Annotated in this window: 23 protein-coding genes and 1 tRNA gene; 12 read left to right on the top strand and 12 right to left on the bottom strand. The window is 61.8% G+C overall.

Annotation, left to right across the window (positions count from 1 at the left end):
• The first annotated feature begins 164 nt into the window (after positions 1–164).
• The 5 genes from LMG28727_RS18765 to nagE all read left to right on the top strand — a co-directional run bounded on the left by LMG28727_RS18765 (position 165) and on the right by nagE (position 7,557).
• Positions 165–899 carry a GntR family transcriptional regulator gene (locus tag LMG28727_RS18765; protein ID WP_201643811.1) on the top strand — a complete coding sequence of 245 codons (735 nt, stop codon included), beginning with the start codon at positions 165–167 and terminating at the stop codon, positions 897–899.
• A gap of 73 nt (positions 900–972) precedes the next feature.
• A complete protein-coding gene (gene nagA, locus LMG28727_RS18760) occupies positions 973–2,076 on the top strand; it encodes an N-acetylglucosamine-6-phosphate deacetylase (protein WP_201643810.1) in 1,104 nt (367 codons plus the stop codon).
• Complete coding sequence (locus tag LMG28727_RS18755) at positions 2,069–3,076, top strand: SIS domain-containing protein (protein ID WP_201644123.1); 1,008 nt, start codon at positions 2,069–2,071, stop codon at positions 3,074–3,076. Before nagA ends, LMG28727_RS18755 begins: the two co-directional genes overlap by 8 nt.
• Before the next feature lie 11 nt (positions 3,077–3,087).
• Positions 3,088–5,685 (top strand): phosphoenolpyruvate--protein phosphotransferase, encoded by a 2,598-nt coding sequence (ptsP, locus tag LMG28727_RS18750; protein ID WP_201643809.1) that lies wholly within the window; start codon positions 3,088–3,090, stop codon positions 5,683–5,685.
• An 87-nt stretch (positions 5,686–5,772) separates the two neighbouring features.
• Positions 5,773–7,557 carry an N-acetylglucosamine-specific PTS transporter subunit IIBC gene (gene nagE / locus LMG28727_RS18745; protein ID WP_201643808.1) on the top strand — a complete coding sequence of 595 codons (1,785 nt, stop codon included), beginning with the start codon at positions 5,773–5,775 and terminating at the stop codon, positions 7,555–7,557.
• 132 nt (positions 7,558–7,689) lie between these two features.
• On the opposite strand, the gene cydX is transcribed toward nagE, so the two are convergent.
• The 5 genes from cydX to rpoH form a co-directional block, all read right to left on the bottom strand.
• Entirely contained in the window at positions 7,690–7,809 is a 120-nt protein-coding gene (gene cydX, locus LMG28727_RS18740; protein ID WP_201643807.1) for a cytochrome bd-I oxidase subunit CydX, read from the bottom strand.
• A 28-nt stretch (positions 7,810–7,837) separates the two neighbouring features.
• Positions 7,838–8,974 (bottom strand): cytochrome d ubiquinol oxidase subunit II, encoded by a 1,137-nt coding sequence (gene cydB / locus LMG28727_RS18735; RefSeq protein WP_201643806.1) that lies wholly within the window; start codon positions 8,972–8,974, stop codon positions 7,838–7,840.
• A gap of 34 nt (positions 8,975–9,008) precedes the next feature.
• Entirely contained in the window at positions 9,009–10,604 is a 1,596-nt protein-coding gene (locus LMG28727_RS18730; protein WP_201643805.1) for a cytochrome ubiquinol oxidase subunit I, read from the bottom strand.
• Positions 10,594–10,854 carry a cytochrome oxidase putative small subunit CydP gene (gene cydP / locus LMG28727_RS18725; RefSeq protein WP_201643804.1) on the bottom strand — a complete coding sequence of 87 codons (261 nt, stop codon included), beginning with the start codon at positions 10,852–10,854 and terminating at the stop codon, positions 10,594–10,596. The genes LMG28727_RS18730 and cydP overlap by 11 nt, the downstream gene beginning before the upstream one ends.
• A gap of 370 nt (positions 10,855–11,224) precedes the next feature.
• The gene (gene rpoH / locus LMG28727_RS18720) at positions 11,225–12,160 is read right to left on the bottom strand and encodes an RNA polymerase sigma factor RpoH (protein WP_201643803.1); all 936 of its coding nucleotides are present in this window, start codon (positions 12,158–12,160) and stop codon (positions 11,225–11,227) included.
• Positions 12,161–12,520: 360 nt separating this feature from the next.
• Between rpoH and LMG28727_RS18715 the strand changes: the two genes are divergently transcribed.
• Entirely contained in the window at positions 12,521–13,084 is a 564-nt protein-coding gene (locus tag LMG28727_RS18715; RefSeq protein ID WP_201643802.1) for an acyloxyacyl hydrolase, read from the top strand.
• A gap of 43 nt (positions 13,085–13,127) precedes the next feature.
• Positions 13,128–13,511, top strand: coding sequence for a nuclear transport factor 2 family protein (locus tag LMG28727_RS18710; RefSeq protein ID WP_201643801.1), 384 nt, complete (start codon positions 13,128–13,130; stop codon positions 13,509–13,511).
• 40 nt (positions 13,512–13,551) lie between these two features.
• Here LMG28727_RS18710 and ybiB read toward each other — a convergent pair whose 3' ends face one another.
• A complete protein-coding gene (gene ybiB / locus LMG28727_RS18705) occupies positions 13,552–14,535 on the bottom strand; it encodes a DNA-binding protein YbiB (protein ID WP_201643800.1) in 984 nt (327 codons plus the stop codon).
• Positions 14,536–14,843: 308 nt separating this feature from the next.
• Here ybiB and LMG28727_RS18700 point away from each other — a divergent pair, with 308 nt between their 5' ends.
• Both LMG28727_RS18700 and maiA read left to right on the top strand, forming a co-directional pair.
• Complete coding sequence (locus LMG28727_RS18700) at positions 14,844–15,542, top strand: fumarylacetoacetate hydrolase family protein (protein WP_201643799.1); 699 nt, start codon at positions 14,844–14,846, stop codon at positions 15,540–15,542.
• A 29-nt stretch (positions 15,543–15,571) separates the two neighbouring features.
• Positions 15,572–16,216, top strand: a complete 645-nt coding sequence (maiA, locus tag LMG28727_RS18695; RefSeq protein ID WP_201643798.1) for a maleylacetoacetate isomerase — start codon at positions 15,572–15,574, stop codon at positions 16,214–16,216.
• Positions 16,217–16,311: 95 nt separating this feature from the next.
• On the opposite strand, the gene ftsY is transcribed toward maiA, so the two are convergent.
• Positions 16,312–17,475: a signal recognition particle-docking protein FtsY gene (ftsY, locus tag LMG28727_RS18690; protein ID WP_201643797.1), complete on the bottom strand. Its 1,164-nt coding sequence runs from the start codon at positions 17,473–17,475 to the stop codon at positions 16,312–16,314.
• A gap of 241 nt (positions 17,476–17,716) precedes the next feature.
• On the opposite strand from ftsY, the gene rsmD reads away from it, so the two are divergent.
• The 3 genes from rsmD (at position 17,717) to LMG28727_RS18675 (ending at position 19,281) form a co-directional block, all read left to right on the top strand.
• The gene (rsmD, locus tag LMG28727_RS18685; RefSeq protein ID WP_201643796.1) at positions 17,717–18,331 is read left to right on the top strand and encodes a 16S rRNA (guanine(966)-N(2))-methyltransferase RsmD; all 615 of its coding nucleotides are present in this window, start codon (positions 17,717–17,719) and stop codon (positions 18,329–18,331) included.
• 113 nt (positions 18,332–18,444) lie between these two features.
• A complete protein-coding gene (gene coaD, locus LMG28727_RS18680) occupies positions 18,445–18,960 on the top strand; it encodes a pantetheine-phosphate adenylyltransferase (RefSeq protein WP_201643795.1) in 516 nt (171 codons plus the stop codon).
• 63 nt (positions 18,961–19,023) lie between these two features.
• Entirely contained in the window at positions 19,024–19,281 is a 258-nt protein-coding gene (locus LMG28727_RS18675; RefSeq protein WP_201643794.1) for a YfhL family 4Fe-4S dicluster ferredoxin, read from the top strand.
• A gap of 107 nt (positions 19,282–19,388) precedes the next feature.
• Here LMG28727_RS18675 and hisC read toward each other — a convergent pair whose 3' ends face one another.
• The 5 genes from hisC to LMG28727_RS18650 form a co-directional block, all read right to left on the bottom strand.
• A complete protein-coding gene (gene hisC / locus LMG28727_RS18670; RefSeq protein WP_201643793.1) occupies positions 19,389–20,459 on the bottom strand; it encodes a histidinol-phosphate transaminase in 1,071 nt (356 codons plus the stop codon).
• 54 nt (positions 20,460–20,513) lie between these two features.
• On the bottom strand, positions 20,514–21,116 hold the full coding sequence (gene pth / locus LMG28727_RS18665) for an aminoacyl-tRNA hydrolase (RefSeq protein ID WP_201643792.1): 603 nt from the start codon (positions 21,114–21,116) through the stop codon (positions 20,514–20,516).
• Between the two features lie 150 nt (positions 21,117–21,266).
• Positions 21,267–21,887 (bottom strand): 50S ribosomal protein L25/general stress protein Ctc, encoded by a 621-nt coding sequence (locus tag LMG28727_RS18660; RefSeq protein WP_201643791.1) that lies wholly within the window; start codon positions 21,885–21,887, stop codon positions 21,267–21,269.
• 163 nt (positions 21,888–22,050) lie between these two features.
• On the bottom strand, positions 22,051–23,007 hold the full coding sequence (locus LMG28727_RS18655; protein WP_201644122.1) for a ribose-phosphate pyrophosphokinase: 957 nt from the start codon (positions 23,005–23,007) through the stop codon (positions 22,051–22,053).
• Positions 23,008–23,054: 47 nt separating this feature from the next.
• Positions 23,055–23,131, bottom strand: a tRNA-Gln gene (locus LMG28727_RS18650).
• Positions 23,132–23,178 lie beyond the last annotated feature (47 nt).

Raw genomic sequence — 23,178 nt, 5'->3', positions numbered from 1 at the left:
TGCCGCCCCCAACGCACTCCTAAGCCTCTCTAAGCCTTATCCCGTAAGGCTTTGCGGTCGCCTATACCAGCATGTAACCAGTTGATTGACTGGTATTATGTTGGTTATATAATGGGCTCTCATTTTTCGTAGGCCGGCCTTTTCTCACCGACCCCCGGAGCCCCATGGAAACTCGCTGGTCCGCACTGATGCCTGACGCTCGCAACGTCACGCCGCTGTATTTGCAGCTCGCGCGCAATCTTGCGACGGCGATCCACTGTGGCGTGTGGTCGGCGGGTGAAGCGCTGCCGTCGGAGCGCACGCTGTCGGATGCGATTGGCGTGTCGCGCATCACCGCGCGCAAAGCCATCGAGCTACTGGTCGAGCAAGGCCTGATCCGGCGGGCGCGGGGCGCGGGCAGCTTCATCACGCCGCGGGTCGAAGATCCGCTGTCGCGCCTCACCGGTTTCACGAAGAAGATGCAGCAACGCGGATTCCGGCCGGATTCGGTGTGGATCGAGCGCAATATTCGCGCCGCCAACCGCGACGAGCTGGTGCACCTCGGGCTGTCGCCGGGCGCGGCGGTGGCGAGTCTGCGGCGGCTGCGTCGCGCGGACGGCATCGTCATGGCGGTCGAGCATTCGGCGCTCCCGGCGGCGATCGTGCCCGATCCGCAGGCCATCGGCGTGTCGCTTTACAGCTATCTGGAGCAACGCGGCGCCGCTGTCGTGCGCGCGTTGCAGCATTTCCGCGCGGTCAATGCGTCGAGCGAGATCGCATCGTTAATGGACATCGAACCGCGCACCGCGCTGCTTGTCATTACCCGTATCGGCTATAGCGCCGACCAGCGTGCAATCGAGCTGACCGACACCTATTGCCGCGACGATTACTACGACTTCGTCGCTGAATTGCGCACCTGAAGCCCAGCCGCCCGCAGCGGCGCCAGCGAGCGCGATTCAGTCACACCCGTATCACGCCTCACCAGAGAGACTCATGCTGACCGGAAACATACTCACCACCGATGGGTGGATTCACGGCACGCTCGAATATGAAAACGGCCGCATCACGGCGCTCACAGGCGTTCCGGTCGATCCGTCGACGAACGACGCGCCGTACATCCTGCCCGGCTTCATCGATCTGCACGTGCATGGCGGCGGCGGTTCCGACGTGATGGAAGCGGGCGACGCGATCGAAGTGATCGCCCGCACGCACGCCCGCTTCGGTACGACGAGCCTGCTGGCCACCACGATGACCGCGCCACGCGACGAATTGATGAACGTGGTCGCGGGTCTCGGCAACAACGCGAAGGTGCGCACGCCCGGCGGCGCACGCGTGCTCGGCGTGCATCTGGAAGGGCCGTACATCAACCCTGGCAAGCTCGGCGCGCAGCCGGACGCGGCAGTCTCCGCGGTGATGGACGAAGTGCTGAAGTATCTGTCGATCGCGCCGATCCGCGTGGTCACGCTGGCTCCCGAAATCGCCGGCCACATGGAGATCATCTCCGCGATGGCGGCGCGCGGCGTGCGTGTGCAGTTGGGTCACTCGCTCGGCACTTACGACGACGCCGTCGCCGCACTCAAGCACGGCGCGTGTGGCTTCACGCATCTGTTCAACGCGATGTCGCCGCTGCATCACCGTAATCCCGGCCTCGTCGGCGCAGCGCTCGCGCATGCCGAATTCGCCGAAATCATTCCCGATCTGCTGCACGTCCATCCGGGCGCGATCCGCGCTGCGTTGCGCGCGATTCCGCGTCTCTATGTGGTGACGGACAGCACGTCGGCGACCGGCATGCCCGACGGCGAATACCGCCTCGGCAGCCAGCACGTGACGAAGTGCCTGGGGGGAGTGCGACTCGCCGACGGCACGCTCGCCGGCAGCACGCTGACGATGGATCAGGCGCTGCGCAATCTCGTATCGATCGGTCTGCCGATCGCCGATGTATCAAACCGTTTGTCGCGCTACGCCGCCGACTATCTCGGCATCGAAGACCGCGGCCGTATCGCGCGCGGCGCGTGGGCCGATCTGGTCGTGTTCGATCGTGAACTGGCGTTGACCGCGACTTACGTCGAAGGAGAAGCAATTGTCGAATATGCTTAAAGAGGCACTGGCGTCCGCTGAAACGGTCGCCGCGCAACTCTCGGACACCTCGCACGTCGAGGCCCTCGCAGCGAAGCTGGCCGAACAGCCGCGTCACGTTGCGCTGACGGTCGCACGCGGTAGCTCGGATCATGCAGCGAGCTATTTCGCGAGCCTGACGATGAGCCGCCTCGGCGTGCCGGTCGCGTCGTTGCCGATGTCGGTCGCGACACTCCAGCAGGCACCGCTGCAGGTGCGCGATCAGCTCGCGCTGGCGTTCTCGCAATCGGGCAAAAGCCCGGATCTGATCGGCACGATGCAGGCGCTGCGTAACGCGGGCGCGTTGACCGTGGCCGCCGTGAACGCGCCGGGTTCGCCGTTGGCGGATGCATGCGAATGGCAGTTGCCGTTGGTCGCCGGTCCCGAACTGAGCGTCGCGGCTACCAAAAGCTATATCGCGATGCTGTCGATTTCCGCGCAACTGGTCGCGCATTGGCAGAAAGACGCCGACCTGCTCGGCGCATTGCAGACGCTGCCCGATTCGCTGCAAAGCGCGGGCAAGCTCGACTGGTCGAAGGCCGTCGAAGAACTGCGCGGCGTCGAACGCATGATCGTGATCGGCCGCGGTCTCGGCCTCGCGATTGCACAGGAAGCCGCGCTGAAGCTGAAGGAAACCTCCGGCATTCAGGCCGAAGCGTTTTCGAGCGCGGAAGTGCGTCACGGTCCGATGGAATTGATCGACCGCGATTACCCGCTGCTGGTTTTCGCACCGCGCGGCCCCGAACAGGCCGGCCTGCTGCAACTCGCGCGCGACATGCAGGCGCGCGGCGCACGCGTGTTGCTCGCCGCGCCGGACGACGTGTCCGAAGCGACGTTGCCGCTCGCTACCACCGCTCATGCGGCGCTCGATCCGATCGCCGCGATCCTGTCCTTTTACGTGATGGCCGCCGGCCTTGCCGCCGCTCGCGGACGCAATCCCGATGCGCCGCGCCATCTCAACAAAGTCACCGAAACTCACTGACGAGAAATCAGATGCGACGTGTCGAGGAGTCCCGCTTGAAGAGCCATTCTGAAGGCCACATTGTTTTGCTTGCGCCGCTGACCGGCCCGGTCGTGCCGCTCGCGAAGGTGCCCGACCCGGTGTTTTCGGGCGGTATGTTCGGCGACGGCATCGGTATCGATCCGCTCGAAGGGCGGCTGGTTGCGCCGTGCGACGGCACCATCACGCATCTCGCGCGCACCGGTCACGCCGTGACGCTGGCGACCTCTGAAGGTGCTGAAATTCTGCTGCATATCGGTATCGATACGGTCGAGCTGAACGGCAAAGGTTTCGCGCCGATGGTCGAGCAGGGCGCGCAGGTGCATGCCGGCGACGTGCTGATCGAGTTCGATCAGGATCAGGTCGCGCTGAACGCGCCGAGTCTGGTGTCGGTGATCGCGATTGCGAATTCCGATGCGTTCGAGATCGTCGAGCGGGTGGAAGGCGGCATCGTGAAGGCGGGTGAAACGCCGCTGCTGGTGCTGCGTGCGCGCGCTGGCGAAGCCGCTGATGCATCCCGTCAACTGAGCGCGACGAATGTGATGGAAGAGGCGCGCCGGCAGGTCACGCTGATTCACGCGGGCGGCCTGCATGCGCGTCCTGCTGCGCGTGCGCGTGAAGCGGCGCGCGGTTTCGATGCGCGTGTCGAAGTGCGTTATGAAGGGCGCAAGGCGGCGATCGAAAGCGTGGTTGGTTTGCTCGGTCTCGGCGCGGGTGAAGGTGCGACAGTCGAGTTGCTCGGCGTCGGCTCGCAAGCTCAAGCCGCCATCGACGCGATTGCGCATGAATTGACGCGTGAAGCGCAGGGTGAAGTGGAACAGCAGAAACCTGCGCGCCAAACCTCGTCGCTGGCGACCCAGGCAGCCGCGAGTCCCGCAGGCGAACCGCTCGCACCGAATACACTCGCCGGCGTTTGCGCGTCGCCGGGCATCGCGGTCGGCAAGCTGGTGCGCTGGGACGATGCGGATGTCGATCCGCCGGAACAGGCGAGCGGCACGTCGGCAGCGGAAAGCCGTTTGCTCGATAAAGCCATCGCTACTGTCGACGCCGACCTCGACACGGTCGTGCGCGACGCGTCGCAACGTGGCGCGGTTGGCGAAGCGGGGATTTTCGCGGTCCATCGTGTATTGCTCGAAGACCCGACGCTGCTCGACGCCGCACGCGATCTGATCAGCCTCGGCAAGAGCGCGGGTTTCGCGTGGCGTGAAGCGATTCGTGCACAGATCGGCATCCTGAGCAAGGTCGAAGACGCATTGCTCGCCGAACGTGCGGCCGATCTGCGCGATATCGACAAACGCGTGCTGCGCGCGCTCGGTTATACGAACGCATCGGCTCGCGCGTTGCCGGACGAAGCCGTACTGGCAGCGGAAGAATTCACTCCGTCCGATCTGTCGACGCTGGATCGTTCGCGGGTGACAGCGCTGGTGATGTCGCGCGGCGGTGCCACGTCGCACGCGGCGATTCTGGCTCGCCAGGCCGGGATCCCGGCGTTGGTCGCAGTCGGCGATGCATTGAACGCGATTCCGGCCGGCACTCAGGTCGTGGTGAACGCCACGACCGGCCGCCTCGAATTCGCGCCGACCGACGTCGATGTCGAACGTGCGCGTGTGGAGCGCGGCCGTCTCGCCGATGTGCGCGAAGCGAATCGCCGCACGTCGCAGCAGGCAGCCGTCACCTCCGATGGCCGCGCGATCGAAGTCGCCGCGAACATCGCCACGCTCGAGGACGCGAAAACCGCCGTCGACAACGGCGCCGATGCCGTGGGCCTGTTACGTACCGAATTGCTGTTCATCCACCGCGCGTCGGCCCCGACCGTCGACGAACATCGGGAGAGCTATCAGGGCATTGTCGAAGCGCTGAACGGCCGTACCGCGATCATCCGCACGCTGGATGTCGGCGCGGACAAGGAAGTCGATTACCTGACGCTGCCGCCCGAACCGAATCCGGCGCTCGGCCTGCGTGGTATTCGCCTGGCTCAGGTGCGCCCCGATCTGCTCGACGATCAGCTGCGCGGCCTGCTCGCCGTGCAGCCGCTCGGCGCCGTCCGCATTCTTCTGCCGATGGTCACCGATGTCGGCGAGCTGATCCGCATCCGCAAACGTATCGACGAGCTGGCCCGCGAGTTGGGCCGCACGCAGCCGATCGAAGTCGGCGTGATGATCGAAGTGCCGTCGGCGGCATTGCTCGCCGACCAGCTCGCGCAACACGCGGATTTCCTGTCGATCGGCACCAACGATCTGACGCAGTACACGCTCGCGATGGACCGCTGCCAGGCCGATCTCGCCGCGCAAGCCGACGGCTTGCACCCGGCCGTTCTGCGCCTGATCGCGGCCACCGTGCAAGGCGCGGACAAGCACGGCAAATGGGTCGGCGTCTGCGGCGCGCTCGCCGGCGATCCGCTCGCGATGCCGCTGCTCGTCGGTCTCGGCGTGACCGAGCTGTCGGTGGACCCGGTGTCGGTGCCGGGCGCCAAGGCGCGCGTGCGCAACCTCGATTATCAGCTGTGCCGTCAACGTGCCCAGGATGCGCTGGCGCTCGAATCGGCGCAGGCGGTAAGAGCAGCAAGCCGCGAAACCTGGCCGCTGGACTGAACCCCACACAGTCCATCGGCGGGTTCGCCGGATGAGTACCCATAGCTACAACATTTAACGACCACGAGACAAGGATTGGAGATATCAATGGATGGGAATCCGTTTCTGAAGATTCAGCGCCTGGGACGCGCGCTGATGCTGCCGATTGCAGTGCTGCCGGTCGCCGGCCTGCTGCTGCGCCTCGGCCAGCCCGATGTGTTCAACATCAAGATGATTGCCGACGCGGGCGGCGCGATCTTCGACAATCTGCCGCTGCTGTTTGCCATCGGCGTGGCGGTGGGTTTCGCGAAGGACAACAACGGCGTCGCGGGCCTTGCGGGTGCGATCGGCTATCTGGTCCAGATCGCGGTGATGAAGGACATCAACGACAAGCTGAACATGGGCGTGTTGTCCGGGATCGTGGCGGGTATCGTCGCGGGCTTGCTGTACAACAAGTACAAGGACATCAAGCTGCCCGATTACCTCGCGTTCTTCGGAGGGAAACGCTTCGTGCCGATTGTCACGGGGGTGGTCTGTCTGATACTCGGCATTGTGTTCGGCTACGTGTGGCAGCCGGTGCAGACCGTGATCGATACGGCCGGCCACTGGCTGACCACGGCGGGCGCGCTCGGCGCATTCGTGTTCGGCGTGCTGAACCGTCTGCTGCTGGTCACGGGTCTGCATCACATCCTGAATTCGCTGACGTGGTTCGTGTTCGGCAGCTTCACGCCGCCGGGCGGCGCAGCGGTGACGGGCGATCTGCATCGCTTCTTCGCGGGTGACCCGACCGCAGGAACGTTCATGACCGGCTTCTTCCCGGTGATGATGTTCGGCCTGCCGGCCGCGTGTCTCGCGATGTATCACGAAGCACCGAAAGAACGTCGCGCGATGGTGTTCGGCCTGCTGGCCTCGATGGCGCTCACCTCGTTCCTGACGGGCGTGACCGAGCCGATCGAATTCAGCTTCATGTTCCTCGCACCGGTGCTGTACGTGATCCATGCGCTGCTGACGGGCCTGTCGCTCGCGATCTGCTCCGCGCTCGGCATTCACCTCGGCTTCACGTTCTCCGCTGGCGCGATCGACTACGTGCTGAACTACGGTCTGTCGACCAAAGGCTGGTGGGCGATTCCGATCGGTATCGTGTACTCGGTGGTGTACTACGGTCTGTTCCGCTTCTTCATCCGCAAGTTCAATATGGCGACGCCGGGCCGCGAACCCGCTGCCGCTGACGAACAGGTCGATTCGTTTTCGACGGGTGGTTTTGTGTCGCCGGTAGCCGGTGCTGCTGTACCGCGTGCGCAGCGTTATATCGCGGCGCTGGGCGGTGCAGCGAATCTGTCGGTGGTGGATGCGTGCACGACGCGTCTGCGTCTGTCGGTAGTCGATCCGAACAAGGTTTCCGAAAGCGAACTGAAGACGATCGGCGCGCGCGGTGTGCTCAAGCGTGGCGCGACCGCTGTCCAGGTGATCATTGGACCGGAAGCGGACATCATCGCGGATGAAATTCGTACCGTGATCGCGCAGGGTGGTGGTGAGGCGGTCAAGCCGGCGGTTGCCGCGGCTCCGGTTGCTGCCGCTGCTGCACCGGCCCCGGCCGCTGCATCTGCGGATGGCGGGCACGGCGGTCCGCTCGACCCGGATCCGCTGCGCTGGCTCGCCGTGTTCGGCGGCGCTGGTAACGTGGCATCGCTGGATGCGGTGGCGTCGACGCGTCTGCGGATCGTCGTGCGCGATCCGTCGGCGGTGGATCGCCAGCGTCTGGCTTCGCTCGATACCGCATGGGTGTCGGCGGATACATTCCACATCGTCGTCGGCGACTCGGCGCAGCGTTACGCCGACAAGCTGGCCACGCGCATCTCGCAGACCGGCGGCGCGACACCTCTGCCCGCGTGATGATGCAACGCTGACGACCCGGCTCATGCCGCTCGTCCACGAGCGCTAGCAGCCATAAAAAAGCGGCACCCTGATTCGATTCAGGGTGCCGCTTTTGCATTGGCCGGCAAACTGTGGCCCGAACCACTGCTTTTAACGTCGATCGGATCGTCTGACGTCGATCCGCGCGCCGGCCGATTCGAGCCACAACGCGTTGATCAGGCCGAACGACAGCGCCACACCGACCCCAAGAATCCAGCTGAAATACCACATCGCACACTCCTGTCGGACGCAATGCCGTTCAATACATCGAATGGTGATTTTCTTTGAGCGCGGCCGCGGTTACCTTGCCGCGCATCACGCGATAGACCCAGCCCGTATAGATCAGAATGAGCGGCAGGAAAATAATCACAGCGACTAGCATGATCTGCAGCGTCAGACGGCTCGACGTCGAATCCCACATGGTCAGACTGCTGCGGCCGTCGAGCGACGACGGCATGATGAACGGAAACATCGAGAAGCCGGCCGTCAGAATCACGCCGATGATCATCAGCGAGGTCGACAGAAACGCAATCTTTTCAAAGCGCGAACGCGCCAGCAATAACGCCAGTACGCCGCCGACCAGGCCGGCAAGCGGCGCGATCACCATCCACGGATAAGTGGCGTAGTTGGTGAGCCACAAACCGGGTGCGCCGATCACGGTTTTCATCAACGGATTGGCGACCGCGTCGAGCGGCGGCGCATCGACAACCTGATAGCCGCCGATCATTGTCGCAATCAGCGCGCCGGCAATCAGGAACAGCACGACGGCGCAAAGCGCGGCGATGCGCAGCGCCAGCCCCGCGCGTTCAGCGACCACACCATCAGACTTGATTCTCACGAAAGCCGCGCCGTGCGCGGTCAGCATCGACACACTGACGAGACCGCACAACACCGCGAACGGATTCAGCAGGCCGAAGAAGCCGCCGTAGTACGTGACGCGCAGATCGGTATCGAACGAAAACGGCACGCCTTGCAGCAGGTTGCCGAACGCGACACCGAATACCAGCGCAGGGACGAACCCGCCCACGAACAGACCCCAGTCCCACGCGGTGCGCCAGCGTGGGTTTTCACGTTTGCCGCGATAGTCGAAACCGACCGGCCGGAAGAACAGCGCGAACAGAATCAGCAGCATCGCGAAGTAGAACCCCGAGAACGACGCTGCATAAGCAAGCGGCCACGCGGCGAACATGGCGCCGCCTGCGGTGACGAGCCAGACCTGATTGCCTTCCCATGTCGCGCCAACCGTGTTCACGACGATGCGTCGCTCAGCATCGGTTTTCGCGATGAACGGCAGCAGAATAGCCGCGCCCATGTCGAAGCCGTCGGTCAGCGCGAAGCCGATCAGCAGCACGCCGATCAATACCCACCAGATCAGTTTGAGGGTTGCGTAATCCATGATTGTGGTTCCCTTGTAGCGCGGCAGTGGCGCATCAGACGGCCGGGGTGATCGGCAGCGGCTGATTCAGCGGCTGTTCGGTTTCATGGTGGTAACGGCCGGTGTGCAGCGACGAAGGGCCGAGCCGCGCGTACTTGAACATCAGCATGATTTCGATGATGAACAACACCGTGTAGAACAGCACGAAGCCGGCAATGCTCAGATAAAGGTCGCGTGGCGTCAGACTCGACGCGGCCAGGTTGGTCGGCAGAATACCGGCGATGCTCCACGGCTGACGCCCCATTTCCGCGACGATCCAGCCGAACTCAGCCGCAAGCCATGGCAACGGAATCGCCCACACGGCCCAGCGCAGGAACCAGCGGCGTTTCTCCAGCAGCAGCGTGCGTTGCGCGCAGAACCAGAACGCCAGCACGAAGGTTGCGAGGAACAGCAGGCCGAGTCCGACCATCAGCCGGAACGAGAAGAACAAAGGCAACACCGGCGGGATGGTTCGTTCGGCCGCCTGAGCAATCTGATCGGGCGTGGCGTCGGTGACGTTCGCAGTGAACGGCTTGAGCAGCAGGCCGTAGCCGAGATAGTCCTTGTGATTTTCGAAGTCGGCTTTGGCTTCGTCGGTGGCCTCGCCCTGCTTCAGCTTTTGCAGCGCCGCGTAGGCGACCATGCCTTCCTTGATGCGTGCCTCATTGCGCGTGATCAGGTCCTTTAGGCCGATCACGGGTTCATCGAGCGAACGGGTTGCAATGATGCCGAGCGCGTACGGAACGCGGATCGCATAGTCCGTACGCTGTTCCTTCTGATTCGGAATGCCGAAGACCGTGAACGATGCCGGAGCGGGCATGGTCTCCCATTCGGATTCGATGGCGGCGAGTTTCACCTGCTGAACTTCGCCGGTGGTGTAACCCGATTCATCGCCGAGAATGATCACGCAAACCGTGGACGCCAGTCCGAAACCCGCGGCAATCGCGAACGAGCGCAGCGCGAATTCGGTGTCGCGACGCTTCAGCAGATACCACGACGACACACCGAGCACGAACATCGCCGCTGTCACATAACCTGCCGACACGGTGTGCACGAACTTGACCTGCGCGACCGGGTTGAACAGCACGGAAAAGATGCTGTCGAGTTCCATCCGCATGGTCTGATAGTTGAAGGTCGCGCCGACCGGATTATTCATCCAGCCGTTGGCGACCAGAATCCACAGCGCGGACAGATTCGAGCCGAGCGCGACGAAGAACGTGACGATCAGATGCTGGATCCGCGACAGCCGCTTCCAGCCGAAGAAGAACAGGCCGACGAAGGTCGATTCGAGGAAGAAGGCCATCAAGCCTTCAACGGCGAGCGGCACGCCGAAAATGTCGCCGACGTAATGCGAGTAGTACGCCCAGTTGGTGCCGAACTGGAATTCCAGCGTCAGACCGGTGGCTACGCCCATTGCAAAGTTAATGCCGAAGAGCTTGCCCCAGAACTGCGTCATGTCTTTATAAATCTGTTTGCCGGTCATCACATAAACCGACTCCATGATGACCAGCAGCCACGACAGCCCGAGTGTGAGCGGCACGAACAGAAAGTGATAAAGCGCCGTGATGGCGAACTGGAGGCGCGACAGTTCTACGACTTCGCTAACGGGCATGTTGATCACCTTGAGACGGATGCGAAGCAGGCACGGACAACAATGCCTGCGCGACCTGTTCAGGCGGCATGCTCATATGCTCCGCCTGCGGATGATTGAAAAACGCGTACTTGAGCGCCATCAGCAGAACGAACTTGATGGCGAGGACAATGGCCACGTCCCGTGCCATGGTCGGACCACGCACCCATCGGGTGAACCGCTGACGCCAGCGTGAACGGCGGGTGGTGCTGCGATTGAGGGCTATGGTCATGATCGGTCGAATTCGACTTCACACCGGTGGAACCGGCCGGATCCAGGGCGTTGTCGCGGCCTGGATAGTGCACCCCGATTTTAGGAGCGGAACCTTGCGCTCACTGCGTCAGCAGCGCGGCGTTGTGTCGCGAAATTCGCCGCGTTTAGTCAGTATTGCAATGTGGTTTGAGATACGTCAAGAAAGCCTTTGAACGTCAGGCCTGGTTCCGCGCCGATGAGGCGGGGGCGCGCGATCCATCGGGAGGCGCGATGCGACGGGCGAAAAAAAGCCCCGCCGTCTTACGAGGGCGGGGCTTTGCGGCAGTCTGGCGGTGAGCCGATGCGGGCTGATATTGCCGGGCAGGCCGGCTTGCCGCGGGCTTCAGGCGTTACGCGTATTCGGTCAACGCGCCGCGCATTTTCTTCATCGCGCTAGCTTCGATCTGACGGATGCGTTCAGCCGACACGCCGAACTCGTCAGCCAGTTCGTGCAGCGTCGAGCCGCCCGAACCGTCATCTTCCACCTTCAGCCAGCGTGCCTCGATGATGCGGCGGCTGCGGGCGTCCAGTGCGTCGAGCGCACTTGCGATACCGTCGCTTTGAAGCTTGTCACGCTGACGCGAGGCCAGCACGGCGGTCGGTTCGCTATGCGAATCGGCGAGATAGGCGATCGGCGCGTACGACTCTTCGCCGTCTTCGACCTGACCTTCCAGCGCGATGTCGCCGCCGGACAAGCGCGTTTCCATTTCAGAAACTTCTTCGCGCTTCACGTTCAGTTCTTTGGCCAGATCGTCGATCTGGTCCGGCGTGAACGCGCCCAGGCCCTGCTTGTGGCTGCGCAGGTTGAAGAACAGCTTGCGCTGCGCCTTGGTGGTGGCGACCTTCACCATCCGCCAGTTGCGCAGAATGTATTCGTGGATCTCTGCCTTGATCCAGTGCATCGCGTATGACACGAGGCGCACGTTCTGCTCGGGGTCGAAGCGCTTCACGGCCTTCATCAGGCCGATATTGCCTTCCTGGATCAGGTCGGCGTGCGGCAATCCGTAACCCAGATAGTTGCGCGCGATCGACACGACCAGCCGCAGGTGCGACAGGACGAGCTTGCGCGCGGACTGCAGGTCGTCCTGCTCGCGAAATTCGGTGGCGAACTGGCGTTCTTCCGCCGGCGTCAGCATCGGAATCCGATTAACGGCCTGGATGTAGGCGTCGATATTGCCCAGTTGACCGGGCAGCATAGAGGAATGCGAGAGCGCCAGTGCACCTGCCGAAGCGGCCTTAGCCGACGACGGGCTCAGAGTACTCGGAAGGGTCATTGCATGGCTCACGTAAAAAACTCCTTTGGAATCAGACAAAAGCGTATTCAGTAAACGACTCCAGCGTTGGATGTTAGCACTCTGATTTACCGAGTGCTAATACTTAGAGGCCGTAGGGTCATCCAAGTTCCGCAAATTCCTATTGAAATTTGAATTTCAATAGCCATGTTACGCTCATTTTCCGTAGGGCGTGCAGCGCGTAGAACTTACCGGGTGTGACGTCAAAACTCTTATTAATAGCCGATTTTTTCTGAAATCGAGATCAGTAATTGCGGAAATGCCCGCTTATTCATACGATCCACCAAATTGAGATAGTCTTAGAATACGCAAAAGAGAAGTGCACTGATAACCGTCTGCTGGTGCGGGTGTTAGATGGACAACAAAAAGAATGCTTTTCATGGTCTGGCTCTAAAAGGCGCTCTGGCGACCTTTCTCTTCAGCGCTTCCGGATTGGCTTGCGCCGACCAGTTCGGCGTGCAGATTGCGGGCGGCATCGGCGACCGGCATATCAAGAAACTGGATCTGGGCCTGGCTTGGGACCCGAATCTGACGTGGTGGTACATCGGCGACTGGCATTTTTCGCTGATCGGCGAAGCGCACGCGTCCTGGTGGCATACCAATGAAGGTAACGTGCACGACGACATCGGTGAGATCGGCGTGACGCCCGTGATCCGCTTCATCAAGAGTTCGGGGCTGGTGCGCCCTTATTTCGAAGTGGGGGCCGGTATTCGGCTGCTGTCGACTACACGCATTTCTTCGACCTTCTCGGTCGGCACCGCGTTCCAGTTTGCCGACATGGCCGGCGTCGGACTGCAGTTCGGCAGTCGTCAGCAGTACCTGGCCGGTTACCGCTTCCAGCATATTTCCAATGGCGGTATCAAAGAGCCCAATCCTGGTATAAATTTCAGCCAGCTATATTTGCAATATAACTTCTGACGACCGTGGCCCCGTTCGGCCTACCGGTGCAAGGGGCTGAGCAATGGCGGCAAAGTTAATCGAAGCGATTCGCGGACTCGAGCGAGAGCGCTTTCGCGCGATGGTCGACGGCGACGGGCAGTCGCTCGATATGCTGCTCGCGGACAACGTGAGCTACGTTCACACGAACGGCAAGCGTGAAACGAAGCGGCAGTTCATCGACGGAATTACGGGCGGGCGCCGCCGTTACCGACAGATCGAAGTGCAGTCGCAGGACGTGCTGACTGTAGGGCGCGAGACGTGTGTGGTCACAGGGCGCGTGTTGATCGAGATGGAAGCGAATAATGGGGCGCTGTTGTTCCCGATCGCGTACACCGCCATTCACACGCAGGAAGATGGGCAATGGCGGCTGATTGCGTGGCAGGCAACGCGGTGTGCGCTTGAGTGACGTCTATCAGACGGCTTGTTTTCGTCGGACCTTCACCGCTTCAAGCCGCCGTCTTCGCCACATCCACAATCAACTCAACCTGCCGCTCGATCGCTCCCGGCACCGGCGCTTCGCCGCGTAGCACCGCACTGATCCATGCGGCCGTTGTCTGCGCGTCGCGCGCTTCGGGCATCTCGACCTCAGGCGCATCGGGCGACGAGCGCTCATGCGGTACGCGTGTTTCGCATACGCCGTCGTGCAACCAGTCGACCTGCACCTGACGTCGCGTGTCCGCGACCGCCTCGCCCTCGGTGCCACGCGCGAGCAATGCGCCGCCAGCCGCCGCATCCGGATGCGTGTTGAACAGTTGCGTGAGACTGTCCCGATACGGCGGATGCGTGTAGTTCACCAGCCGCAGCCCGGCCGGTGCGAACGGCTGAAGAATCTTCACGAGCGTATGAGTCGAGTTGCGCACCCCCATCCGGCGGCGCAGCGCGAGAAGCCGCGCGAGTTTCGGCGCGAGCACGTCGACTGAGGCGAACGCGAGACGGCGCTCGGCCAGACCATCCTCGATATCGGCATGCGACTGGGCATGTGGAATCTGCAGATGCGTGAAAATTTCCGCGCTGGTCACGCGACCCGGATCGTCGGTCACGCCGTGCACCAGCACCGGCACACCTTCGCGCGCCAGCAAGAGCGCCAGCAGCGGCACCAGATTCGGCTGTTTGCGCGCACCGTTGTAAGACGGAATCGACACGGGCCGGAACTCGGCCTGCGGCAGATGAACCGGCTCGAACGACGCGTGCGCTCCGGCCAGCATCGCGGCGAGTTCGTCGGCGGTTTCGCCCTTCACGCGATAAGCCAGCAGGACCGCGCCGAGTTCGAGGTCAGCCACCTGGCCGTCGAGCATCGCGGTGTACAGCGCGCGCGTGTCGTCGGCGGTCAGCGCGCGGGCGCCATTCGGGCCGCGGCCGATTTCCTTGATGAAGCGGGCGCAGGGGAAGAGGGGGGCGGTGGCGGTGTCGGTGTCGGCGGAATCGGTCATCGGGCGCAATGGGACGTGGTGGCGCGCCGCCATGCAACGGTTCGCCACGGTATTCAAGGGACGTTATCTGGCGTGAGTATCGCATCTATGACGATTCCACGAGACAGCACGCCGGCAGCGTGGCCTTTGAACGAGCGTCGCCAGCAGCGTCGTACGGGCGTCGTAAGCCCGTCGTATTACCTTCGTATTACCTTCGTAGGGGACCGTTATGCGTCCTTGCCGGACTGCCACGCATCGCACCTGGCAGCGCGTTACACTCGATGTTTTATCGCCGCAGCGGCGGCATCAATCAAAGAATGGAGAGCGGCATGAGTTACGTATTTGCACCCGCACCGCAGGTAGCGGTGCCGGTCGTGGGATCCAGCGAACAGTTCGCGGTGCGCCGCATCTACTGCGTCGGGCGCAATTACGAAGCCCACGCGCGCGAGATGGGACACGATCCCGATCGTGAGCCGCCGTTTTTTTTCAGCAAGCCTGCCGATGCCGTGGTGTACGTCGCGCCAGGCGAGACCGGTGAGTTTCCGTATCCGTCGCTGACGAAAAACGTCCACTTCGAAATGGAAATGGTCGCGGCGATCGGCAAGGGCGGCAAGAACATTCCGGTTGAAAGCGCGCTCGACCATGTCTACGGTTACGCGCTCGGGCTCGACATGACGCGCCGCGACCTGCAAGGCGAAGCGAAGAAAATGGGCCGCCCGTGGGACACCGGCAAGGGTTTCGATCACTCGGCGCCGCTCGGCCCGATTCACCCGGCAGCGACGGTCGGTCATGTGGGTAAGGGCGCGATCTGGTTGTCGGTGAATGGCGAGGACAAGCAGCGCTCGGACGTGTCGCAGCTGATCTGGTCGGTGGCCGAGACGGTCGCTTATCTGTCGACGCTGTTCGAGCTGCAACCCGGCGATCTGATTTTCACCGGCACGCCGGAAGGCGTCGGCGCCGTCGTCAAGGGCGATCTGATGAAGGGTGGCGTGGACGGGCTCGGCGAGTTCAGCGTGCGCGTCGTCTGATGCATTCGGGCGTGGAGGAGACAGAGAACATGAAGCTCTACAGCTATTTCCGGAGCTCGGCGTCCTATCGCGTGCGCATTGCGCTGAACCTGAAGAATCTGCCGTACGACTACGTGCCCGTGCACCTCGTGCGTGAAGGCGGTGAGCAACTCAAGCCCGAATATCGCAAGGTGAACGGGGACGGCATCGTGCCGACGCTGGTCGACGGCCATGAGGTGCTGCCACAGTCGCTCGCCATCATCGAGTATCTGGAGGAGATGCATCCCGAGCCGCCGTTGCTGCCCGGCACGCCTGCCGATCGCGCGTACGTGCGCTCGGTGGCGTTGCAGGTGGCGTGCGAGATTCACCCGCTCAACAATTTGCGTGTGCTGAAGTATCTGAAGCACACTTTACGCGTTGACGACGACGCGAAAGACGCGTGGTACCGGCATTGGATCGAAGCAGGTTTTGCGACGCTGGACGCGCATCTGGCGGGGAGCGCACGGACCGGCAAGCTGTGTTTCGGCGACACGCCGACGCTGGCCGACGCCTGTCTGATCCCGCAGGTGTTCAACGCTCAGCGCTTCAAGGTGGACACTGCGAAGTATTCAACCATTCAACGTATTTACGATCACGCAATGCAGATCGATGCGTTCGCCCGCGCGGCGCCTGGCGCTCAGCCGGACGCGGAGTGAGGTGACGGCCCGTTAGCGGTTTGATGTCCGGGCCGCTTGAATGAAAAAAGGGGCACTCCGTTCGGAGTGCCCCTTTGACTTTGGCTGGCGACCGTTCAACCGCCCAGCAGCGCGTCCGAGAACTCTTCCGCACTGAACGGCTGCAAATCCTCGACCTTTTCGCCGACGCCGATGAAGTACACCGGAATTGGACGCTGCCGCGCGATTGCCGCGAGAATGCCGCCCTTTGCCGTGCCGTCGAGCTTGGTGACGATCAGGCCGGTGAGGCCGAGCGCGTCGTCGAACGCTTTCACCTGCGCGAGCGCGTTCTGACCAGTGTTCGCGTCGATCACCAGCAGCACCTCGTGCGGTGCGCCGTCATGCGCTTTGCCGATCACGCGCTTCACTTTGCGCAGCTCTTCCATCAGATGCAACTGGGTCGGCAAACGGCCGGCCGTGTCCGCCATCATCACGTCGATCTTGCGCGCGCGCGCAGCGCCGACCGCGTCGAAGATCACCGCAGCCGGATCGCCGCTTTCCTGCGACACCACGGTCACGTTGTTGCGTTGACCCCAGATGGCCAATTGTTCGCGAGCAGCGGCGCGGAACGTGTCGCCTGCAGCCAGCAGCACCGACTGGTTGAAGCTCTGCAGATGCTTGGCGAGCTTGCCGATACTGGTGGTTTTGCCCGCGCCGTTCACGCCGGCGATCATCATGACGAGCGGCTGCGCGCGACCGAGCATTAGCGATTTTTCCAGCGGTTTGAGCAGGTCGATCAGCAGCGTGCGCAGCGCGGTTTTGACCTGCTGCGGATCGGTAAGACGCTCGCTGCGCACTTTCTCGCGTAGCGAATCGAGCAGGAACTGGGTGGCTTCGACGCCCGCGTCCGACATCAGCAGCGCAGTTTCGAGTTCTTCGTACAGATCTTCATCGATCTTCGTGCCGACGAAAATACCGGTCAGGCTCGAACTCGTTTTCGACAGGCCGGTTTTCAGCCGCGTTAGCCACGAGCGCTTGGCGCTGGCGTCCTGCGCGGGCGGCGGGACGATTTCGGCAGTTTCGAGTGCGGATTCTTCGGGCTCGATTTCGGGTTCGGGCTCGGGCTCGATGACGGCCGGAACGGCTTGAACTGCGGGCGCCGGCGTGTCGACTCGAGCAGGTGCCGCCAAAGGCGCTTCAGCGGCGATTTCAGGCAACGAGCCTTCCGCCGCCGTATGCGACTCGTCTGCCGCGGTATCGGACTCTTTCGAACCCTTGAATCGTTTGAAAAAGCTGAACATGATCTGGCGTGGTGAGAGCGCGCGCCGATGCGCGCAGCCGGTACGAACCGGCGGAAGCGGCAGGCAGCGTTGCGTTTGCGGGATGCAAGGCGCTGGAAGCCGCACATTTTATCAGGCGCGCCGCTGCCCGTCGTATTGGCCGAACGGCCAGGCTGGACGCCAGCCGCCCCTGTGGTAACGTTGGCGCTCCAGCTCGCACATATCGACGGTGCGAGCACCTTCACAAAGTAATCGAAACTGCATGCCCCGTTCAGCACCATCACGCGCTCATGGCGCCTCGTCCAAAGGCGGTAAGCCGCACGCCATCCGTATTATTGGCGGCGACTGGAAACGCACACCGTTGCCTGTCCTCGACCTCGACGGCTTGCGTCCCACGCCCGACCGGGTCCGCGAGACGCTGTTCAACTGGCTCGGCCAGGATCTGCACGGCCAACGCTGCCTCGATCTGTTCGCCGGCAGTGGCGCGTTGGGCTTTGAAGCCGCCTCGCGCGGCGCGGCGCGGGTTGTCATGGTGGAGCGCAATGCGCGTGCTGCCGCCCAGTTGCGCGCCAACCAGGAACGCCTGGCGGCGCGCACGATCGAAATCGCAGAAGCCGACGGTTTGCGTCTCGCCGCGAGTCTCGCGCCCGGTTCGTTCGAGGTCGTGTTTCTCGATCCTCCGTTCGACGGCGATCTGCTTGGCAAGGCGCTCACGCTGGCCGTGCCGCTCGTCGCCGCCGAAGGGTTTCTCTATGTAGAAGCGGCCGAGGCGCTCGAGCTCGACGGCAACGAGTCGCTTGCCGGCTGGGAAATCGTGCGTCAAGGCAAAGCCGGCGCTGTCCACTTTCATTTGCTGCAGCGCGAAAATAAGGAATAATGCGCGTTCCAAAATAAGCGCCGGTCAGTTTATAGTCACGCGCGCAGTCGGTGCCAAATGCGTCGTGTCGACGCTTTGACGTGCCCCCTTTGTCTGAAGAGAGGAGAAGTCTCATGGTAGTCGCCGTGTACCCGGGTACGTTCGACCCGCTGACGCGCGGTCACGAAGACCTCGTTCGGCGCGCGTCGAGCATTTTCGACACGCTGGTGGTGGGCGTGGCCGACAGCCGCAACAAGAAGCCGTTCTTCACGCTGGAAGAGCGCCTCGACATTGCTCATGAAGTGCTTGGGCATTATCCGAACGTTCAGGTCATGAGTTTCAAAGGCCTGCTGAAGGATTTTGTGCGCAGCAACAATGCACGGGTAATCGTGCGTGGTTTGCGTGCCGTGTCGGACTTCGAATATGAGTTCCAGATGGCGGGCATGAACCGCTATTTGCTGCCCGACGTCGAAACCATGTTCATGACGCCATCCGACCAGTACCAGTTCATTTCGGGCACGATCGTGCGCGAAATCGCCCAATTGGGCGGCGATGTCAGCAAGTTCGTGTTTCCTTCAGTCGAGAAATGGCTGACGGAAAAGGTTGCTGCGCTCGATCCGAATGGCGGCGCTTCGGCGGCGCAGCTGTAACCGGCATAAACTGTCGGTTTGACGGATCAAAGTTGGCTTCGGCTGGCGTGAAGTGAGAGAAGTATGGCCTTGATGATTACCGACGAATGCATCAATTGCGACGTGTGCGAGCCCGAGTGCCCTAACGACGCAATTTCGATGGGCCCGGAAATCTATGTGATCGACCCGAAGAAATGTACCGAGTGTGTCGGGCATTTCGACGAGCCGCAGTGTATTCAGGTATGTCCGGTCGAGTGTATTCCGCGCGATCCCGCTCATCTGGAGACGCCTGACGGCTTGATGGCTAAGTACCACGCGCTGCAGGCAGAAAAAGGCGAATGAGTGTCTTAGTCTGACAGTGTCGGGACGGATAAAAAAATGGCGAGGCTTGGGCCTCGCCGTTTTTTTTGCCGCGCACTTTGTTGTGAGCGCCGCGTTGCGCAGTTCGATTAAGCGCCGAAAATCTCGCGTAGCGCGTTGACCAGAATTTCGCACTCGGCGTCGGTGCCGACCGAGATCCGCAGATGCTGGTCGATTCGAGGCGCCTTGAAATGGCGCACGAAAATCTCCCGCTCCCGAAGTCGCAGCACTAGTGTGGCCGCATCGTGCCCCGGATGACGAGCAAACAGCAGGTTTGCGGCGGAAGGCACCACGTCGAATCCCAATGTAGTCAAGCCCGCCGCCAGCCGCTCACGGCTCGAGATGACCTTCGCGCAATTGTCGCGAAACCATCCATCGTCCTCATAAGCCGCGGTGGCGGCGGCTTGCGCCAGCCGGTCGAGCGGGTATGAGTTGAAACTGTCCTTCACGCGATTCAGCGCGTCGATCAATTCGGCATTGCCAAATGCAAAGCCCACGCGCATACCGGCCAATGAACGTGACTTCGACACCGTCTGAACAACCAGCAGATTCGGGTAGCGATCAATCAGCGTGATCGCCGACTCAGCGCCGAAATCCACGTAGGCTTCGTCGATCACCACGACGGACTCGGTATTTTTCAGCAGCAGACGCTCGATGTCGGCGAGCGGCAAAGGACGTCCGGTCGGCGCATTCGGATTCGGAAACAGTACGCCGCCGTTCGGCGCAACGTAGTCGTCGACGTTGATTGCGAAGCTGTCGTCGAGCGGAATCGTCCGGTATTCAACTTCGAAAAGCCGCGCGTAGGTCGGATAGAAGCTGTACGTGATATCTGGAAACAGCAAAGGCTTATCGTGCTTGAGCAATGCCTCGAACGTCAGCGCCAGCACTTCGTCCGAGCCGTTGCCCGCGAAGATCTGGTTTGCGTGTATGCCGTGATACGCGGCCACCGTTTCGCGCAATTTGAGCGCGGTCGGATCTGGGTAGCGACGCAACGACTCGCCGGCTTCGCCCAGTTCACGCCGGATTGCATCGAGCACGCGCGGCGAAGGTGGGTACGGATTCTCGTTGGTATTCAGCTTCACCGGATGCGCAAGCACGGGCTGCTCGCCCGGCACATATGGCGTCAGACGGTGAACGATGTCACTCCAATAGCGGCTCAAGCGATTCTCCTGTCGATACGGTAATGGCGGCGATCCATCTACGAGCGGTGCAACTCAGGGATTGCGATGCAATTGCGTCATCGCGCGTTCGAGTTCGCCCTTGATAATCTGCGGCATCACGGCGAGCGCACGCTCGACCGATGCGTCGATCACTTCCTGCTCTTCACGCCGCGGTGGTTTCAGCACGTAGTTGGCGACGTCCGGTTTTGCGCCGGCTCGCGCGCTTTCAGGAATCAGGTCACGCGGATGGCCAATGCCGATCCGCAACCGCCAATATTGCTGCGACGAAAGATGCGCGGTGATGTCTTTCAAACCATTGTGACCGCCGCTTCCACCGCCCAGCTTCAGCTTGACGCTGCCAGGCGGCATGTCGAGTTCGTCGTGCGCGACGAGAATCTCATCGGGAAGAATCTTGAAGAACTGTGCCACCGCGACGACGGATTGACCGGAGCGGTTCATATACGTCTGCGGTTCCAGCAGATGCACTTCCTCGCCATGAAGCCGCGCTTTGGCGTAGAAACCGTGGAAGCGCCGTTCATCGCGCAGTGTCGTACCCGCTTCGCGCGCCAGTTGGTCAATTAGCCAGAAGCCGGCATTGTGGCGGGTCGCGGTATATTCGGCGCCCGGATTGCCGAGCCCGACGATCAGCTTGATCATGATTGCGTAGGTCCATCTGGCTCGACACGCGAATGCGGCCGGGCCGAAAAAAACCGAAAAAAAACCCGCCGGGGAGAACCTCGGCGGGTCACATCGACCGTTTCATTGAAACGGATCGAGAGGATTGCTTGCTCTGAACCTGACAGGTTCTTAAGCAGCCGGTGCTTCGCCTTCGGCAGCAGCAGCGGCGTCGCCTTCAGCGATTGCGCCAGCCGGGATCGTTGCAGCTGCGACGACCGGGTTTTCTGCTTCGACGTGAGCAACCAGCGAAACGCCTGCCGGCAGCTTGATGTCTTTAGCGTGAACCGAATGACCAGCTTCGATCGTTGCGAGGTCAACTTCGAGGAATTCCGGCAGTGCCGACGGCAGGCACTCGATTTCGATTTCGTTGATGACGTGCGAGATCACCGCGCTCGACAGCTTCACTGCCGGGTTCGATTCCTGGTTCATGAAGTGCAGCGGCACCTTGGTGTGCAGCTTCTTCGAAGCGTCGACACGTTGGAAGTCCACGTGCAGCACGAGCTGACGGAACGGATGGTATTGCACGTCGCGCAGCAGAACCTGTTGGTTCTTGCCAGCAACTTCCAGTTCGAGGATCGACGAATGGAAAACTTCTTTCTTCAGCGCGTGCCAAAGTGCGTTGTGGTCCAGTTCGACCAATTGCGTTTCAGCACCAGCGCCATATACGATGCCCGGGGTCTTGCCCGAGTTACGCAGGCGGCGGCTCGCACCCGTACCTTGCAAAGAACGCTCGAAAGCGACTACTTTCATGTTGAATCTCCAATGCACTGCCCGCGACCAGGCAGTAAAAACGGGGCCCGCAAGCCATTACGGCTGAGGCCCCAGAGCTGCGGCACGAACCTTCGTTCGCTCGCGCCGATTGTGCAAAAACGCAGCGGCTGCTTAAAGCAACACGCTGCGTCTTCGCAAATACTTAACTTTCAGCAAACAGCGACATCACCGAATCGCCGCGACGAATGCGCGAGAACGTTTCGGCAAGCAGGCCGGCACTGGTCAACGAACGGATCTTTGCGCACGAGCGGGCTTCTTCGCCGAGCGGGATCGTGTCTGTGACAACGAGTTCGTCGAGTGCGGATGCTGCGATACGCTCGCCTGCACCGCCCGACAGAACCGGGTGGGTAGCGTAAGCGAACACCTGCTTCGCGCCGCGTTCCTTCAACACCTGAGCTGCCTTGCAGAGCGTGCCGGCGGTGTCGACCATGTCGTCCATGATCACGCAGGTACGGCCTTCGACTTCACCGATGATGTTCATCACTTCAGCGACATTCGCTTTCGGACGACGCTTGTCGATGATCGCGAGATCGCAGTTCAACTGCTTCGCCAATGCCCGGGCACGCACCACGCCGCCGACGTCCGGCGAAACGACCAGCAGGTTCTCGTAGTTCTGCTTGCGCAGATCGGTGAGCAGCACGGGCGTAGCGTAGATATTGTCGACCGGGATGTCGAAGAAGCCTTGAATCTGGTCGGCATGCAGATCCATCGTGATGATCCGCTCAACGCCGGCGATTTCCAGCATGTTCGCCACGATCTTCGCCGAAATGGCGACGCGCGCAGAACGCGGGCGACGATCTTGACGGGCATAACCGAAGTAGGGGATGGCAGCAGTGATCCGGCCAGCGGATGCGCGCTTGAGCGCATCGACCATGATCATCAGTTCCATCAGGTTGTCGTTCGCCGGTGCGCACGTAGATTGCAGGACGAAGACGTCCTTACCACGTACGTTTTCCTGAATCTCGACTTGGATTTCACCGTCAGAGAAACGGCTAACCATTGCTTTGCCGAGGGGAATACCGAGGATTTTGACGACTTCCTGTGCAAGCGCGGGATTCGCGTTGCCAGTAAAAACCATCAGGCCGTCATGGCTGCTCATCATGCACCTGCTTCAGGCTGGGGGGCGAGGGGAAATGCGAGAAATTTTGGCAGGGGAGAAAGGATTCGAACCTTTGCATGCCGGAATCAAAATCCGGTGCCTTAACCAGCTTGGCGACTCCCCTACACTAACTTTGAGCTCCGCCGAACGTGGAGTTTCGTTCGACGATGC

The organism is Paraburkholderia metrosideri, assembly GCF_904848625.1.
GTDB classification, from domain to species: domain Bacteria; phylum Pseudomonadota; class Gammaproteobacteria; order Burkholderiales; family Burkholderiaceae; genus Paraburkholderia; species Paraburkholderia metrosideri.
Note: the sequence above shows the minus strand (reverse complement) of the source record. Positions and strands in the feature narration are given on the sequence as shown.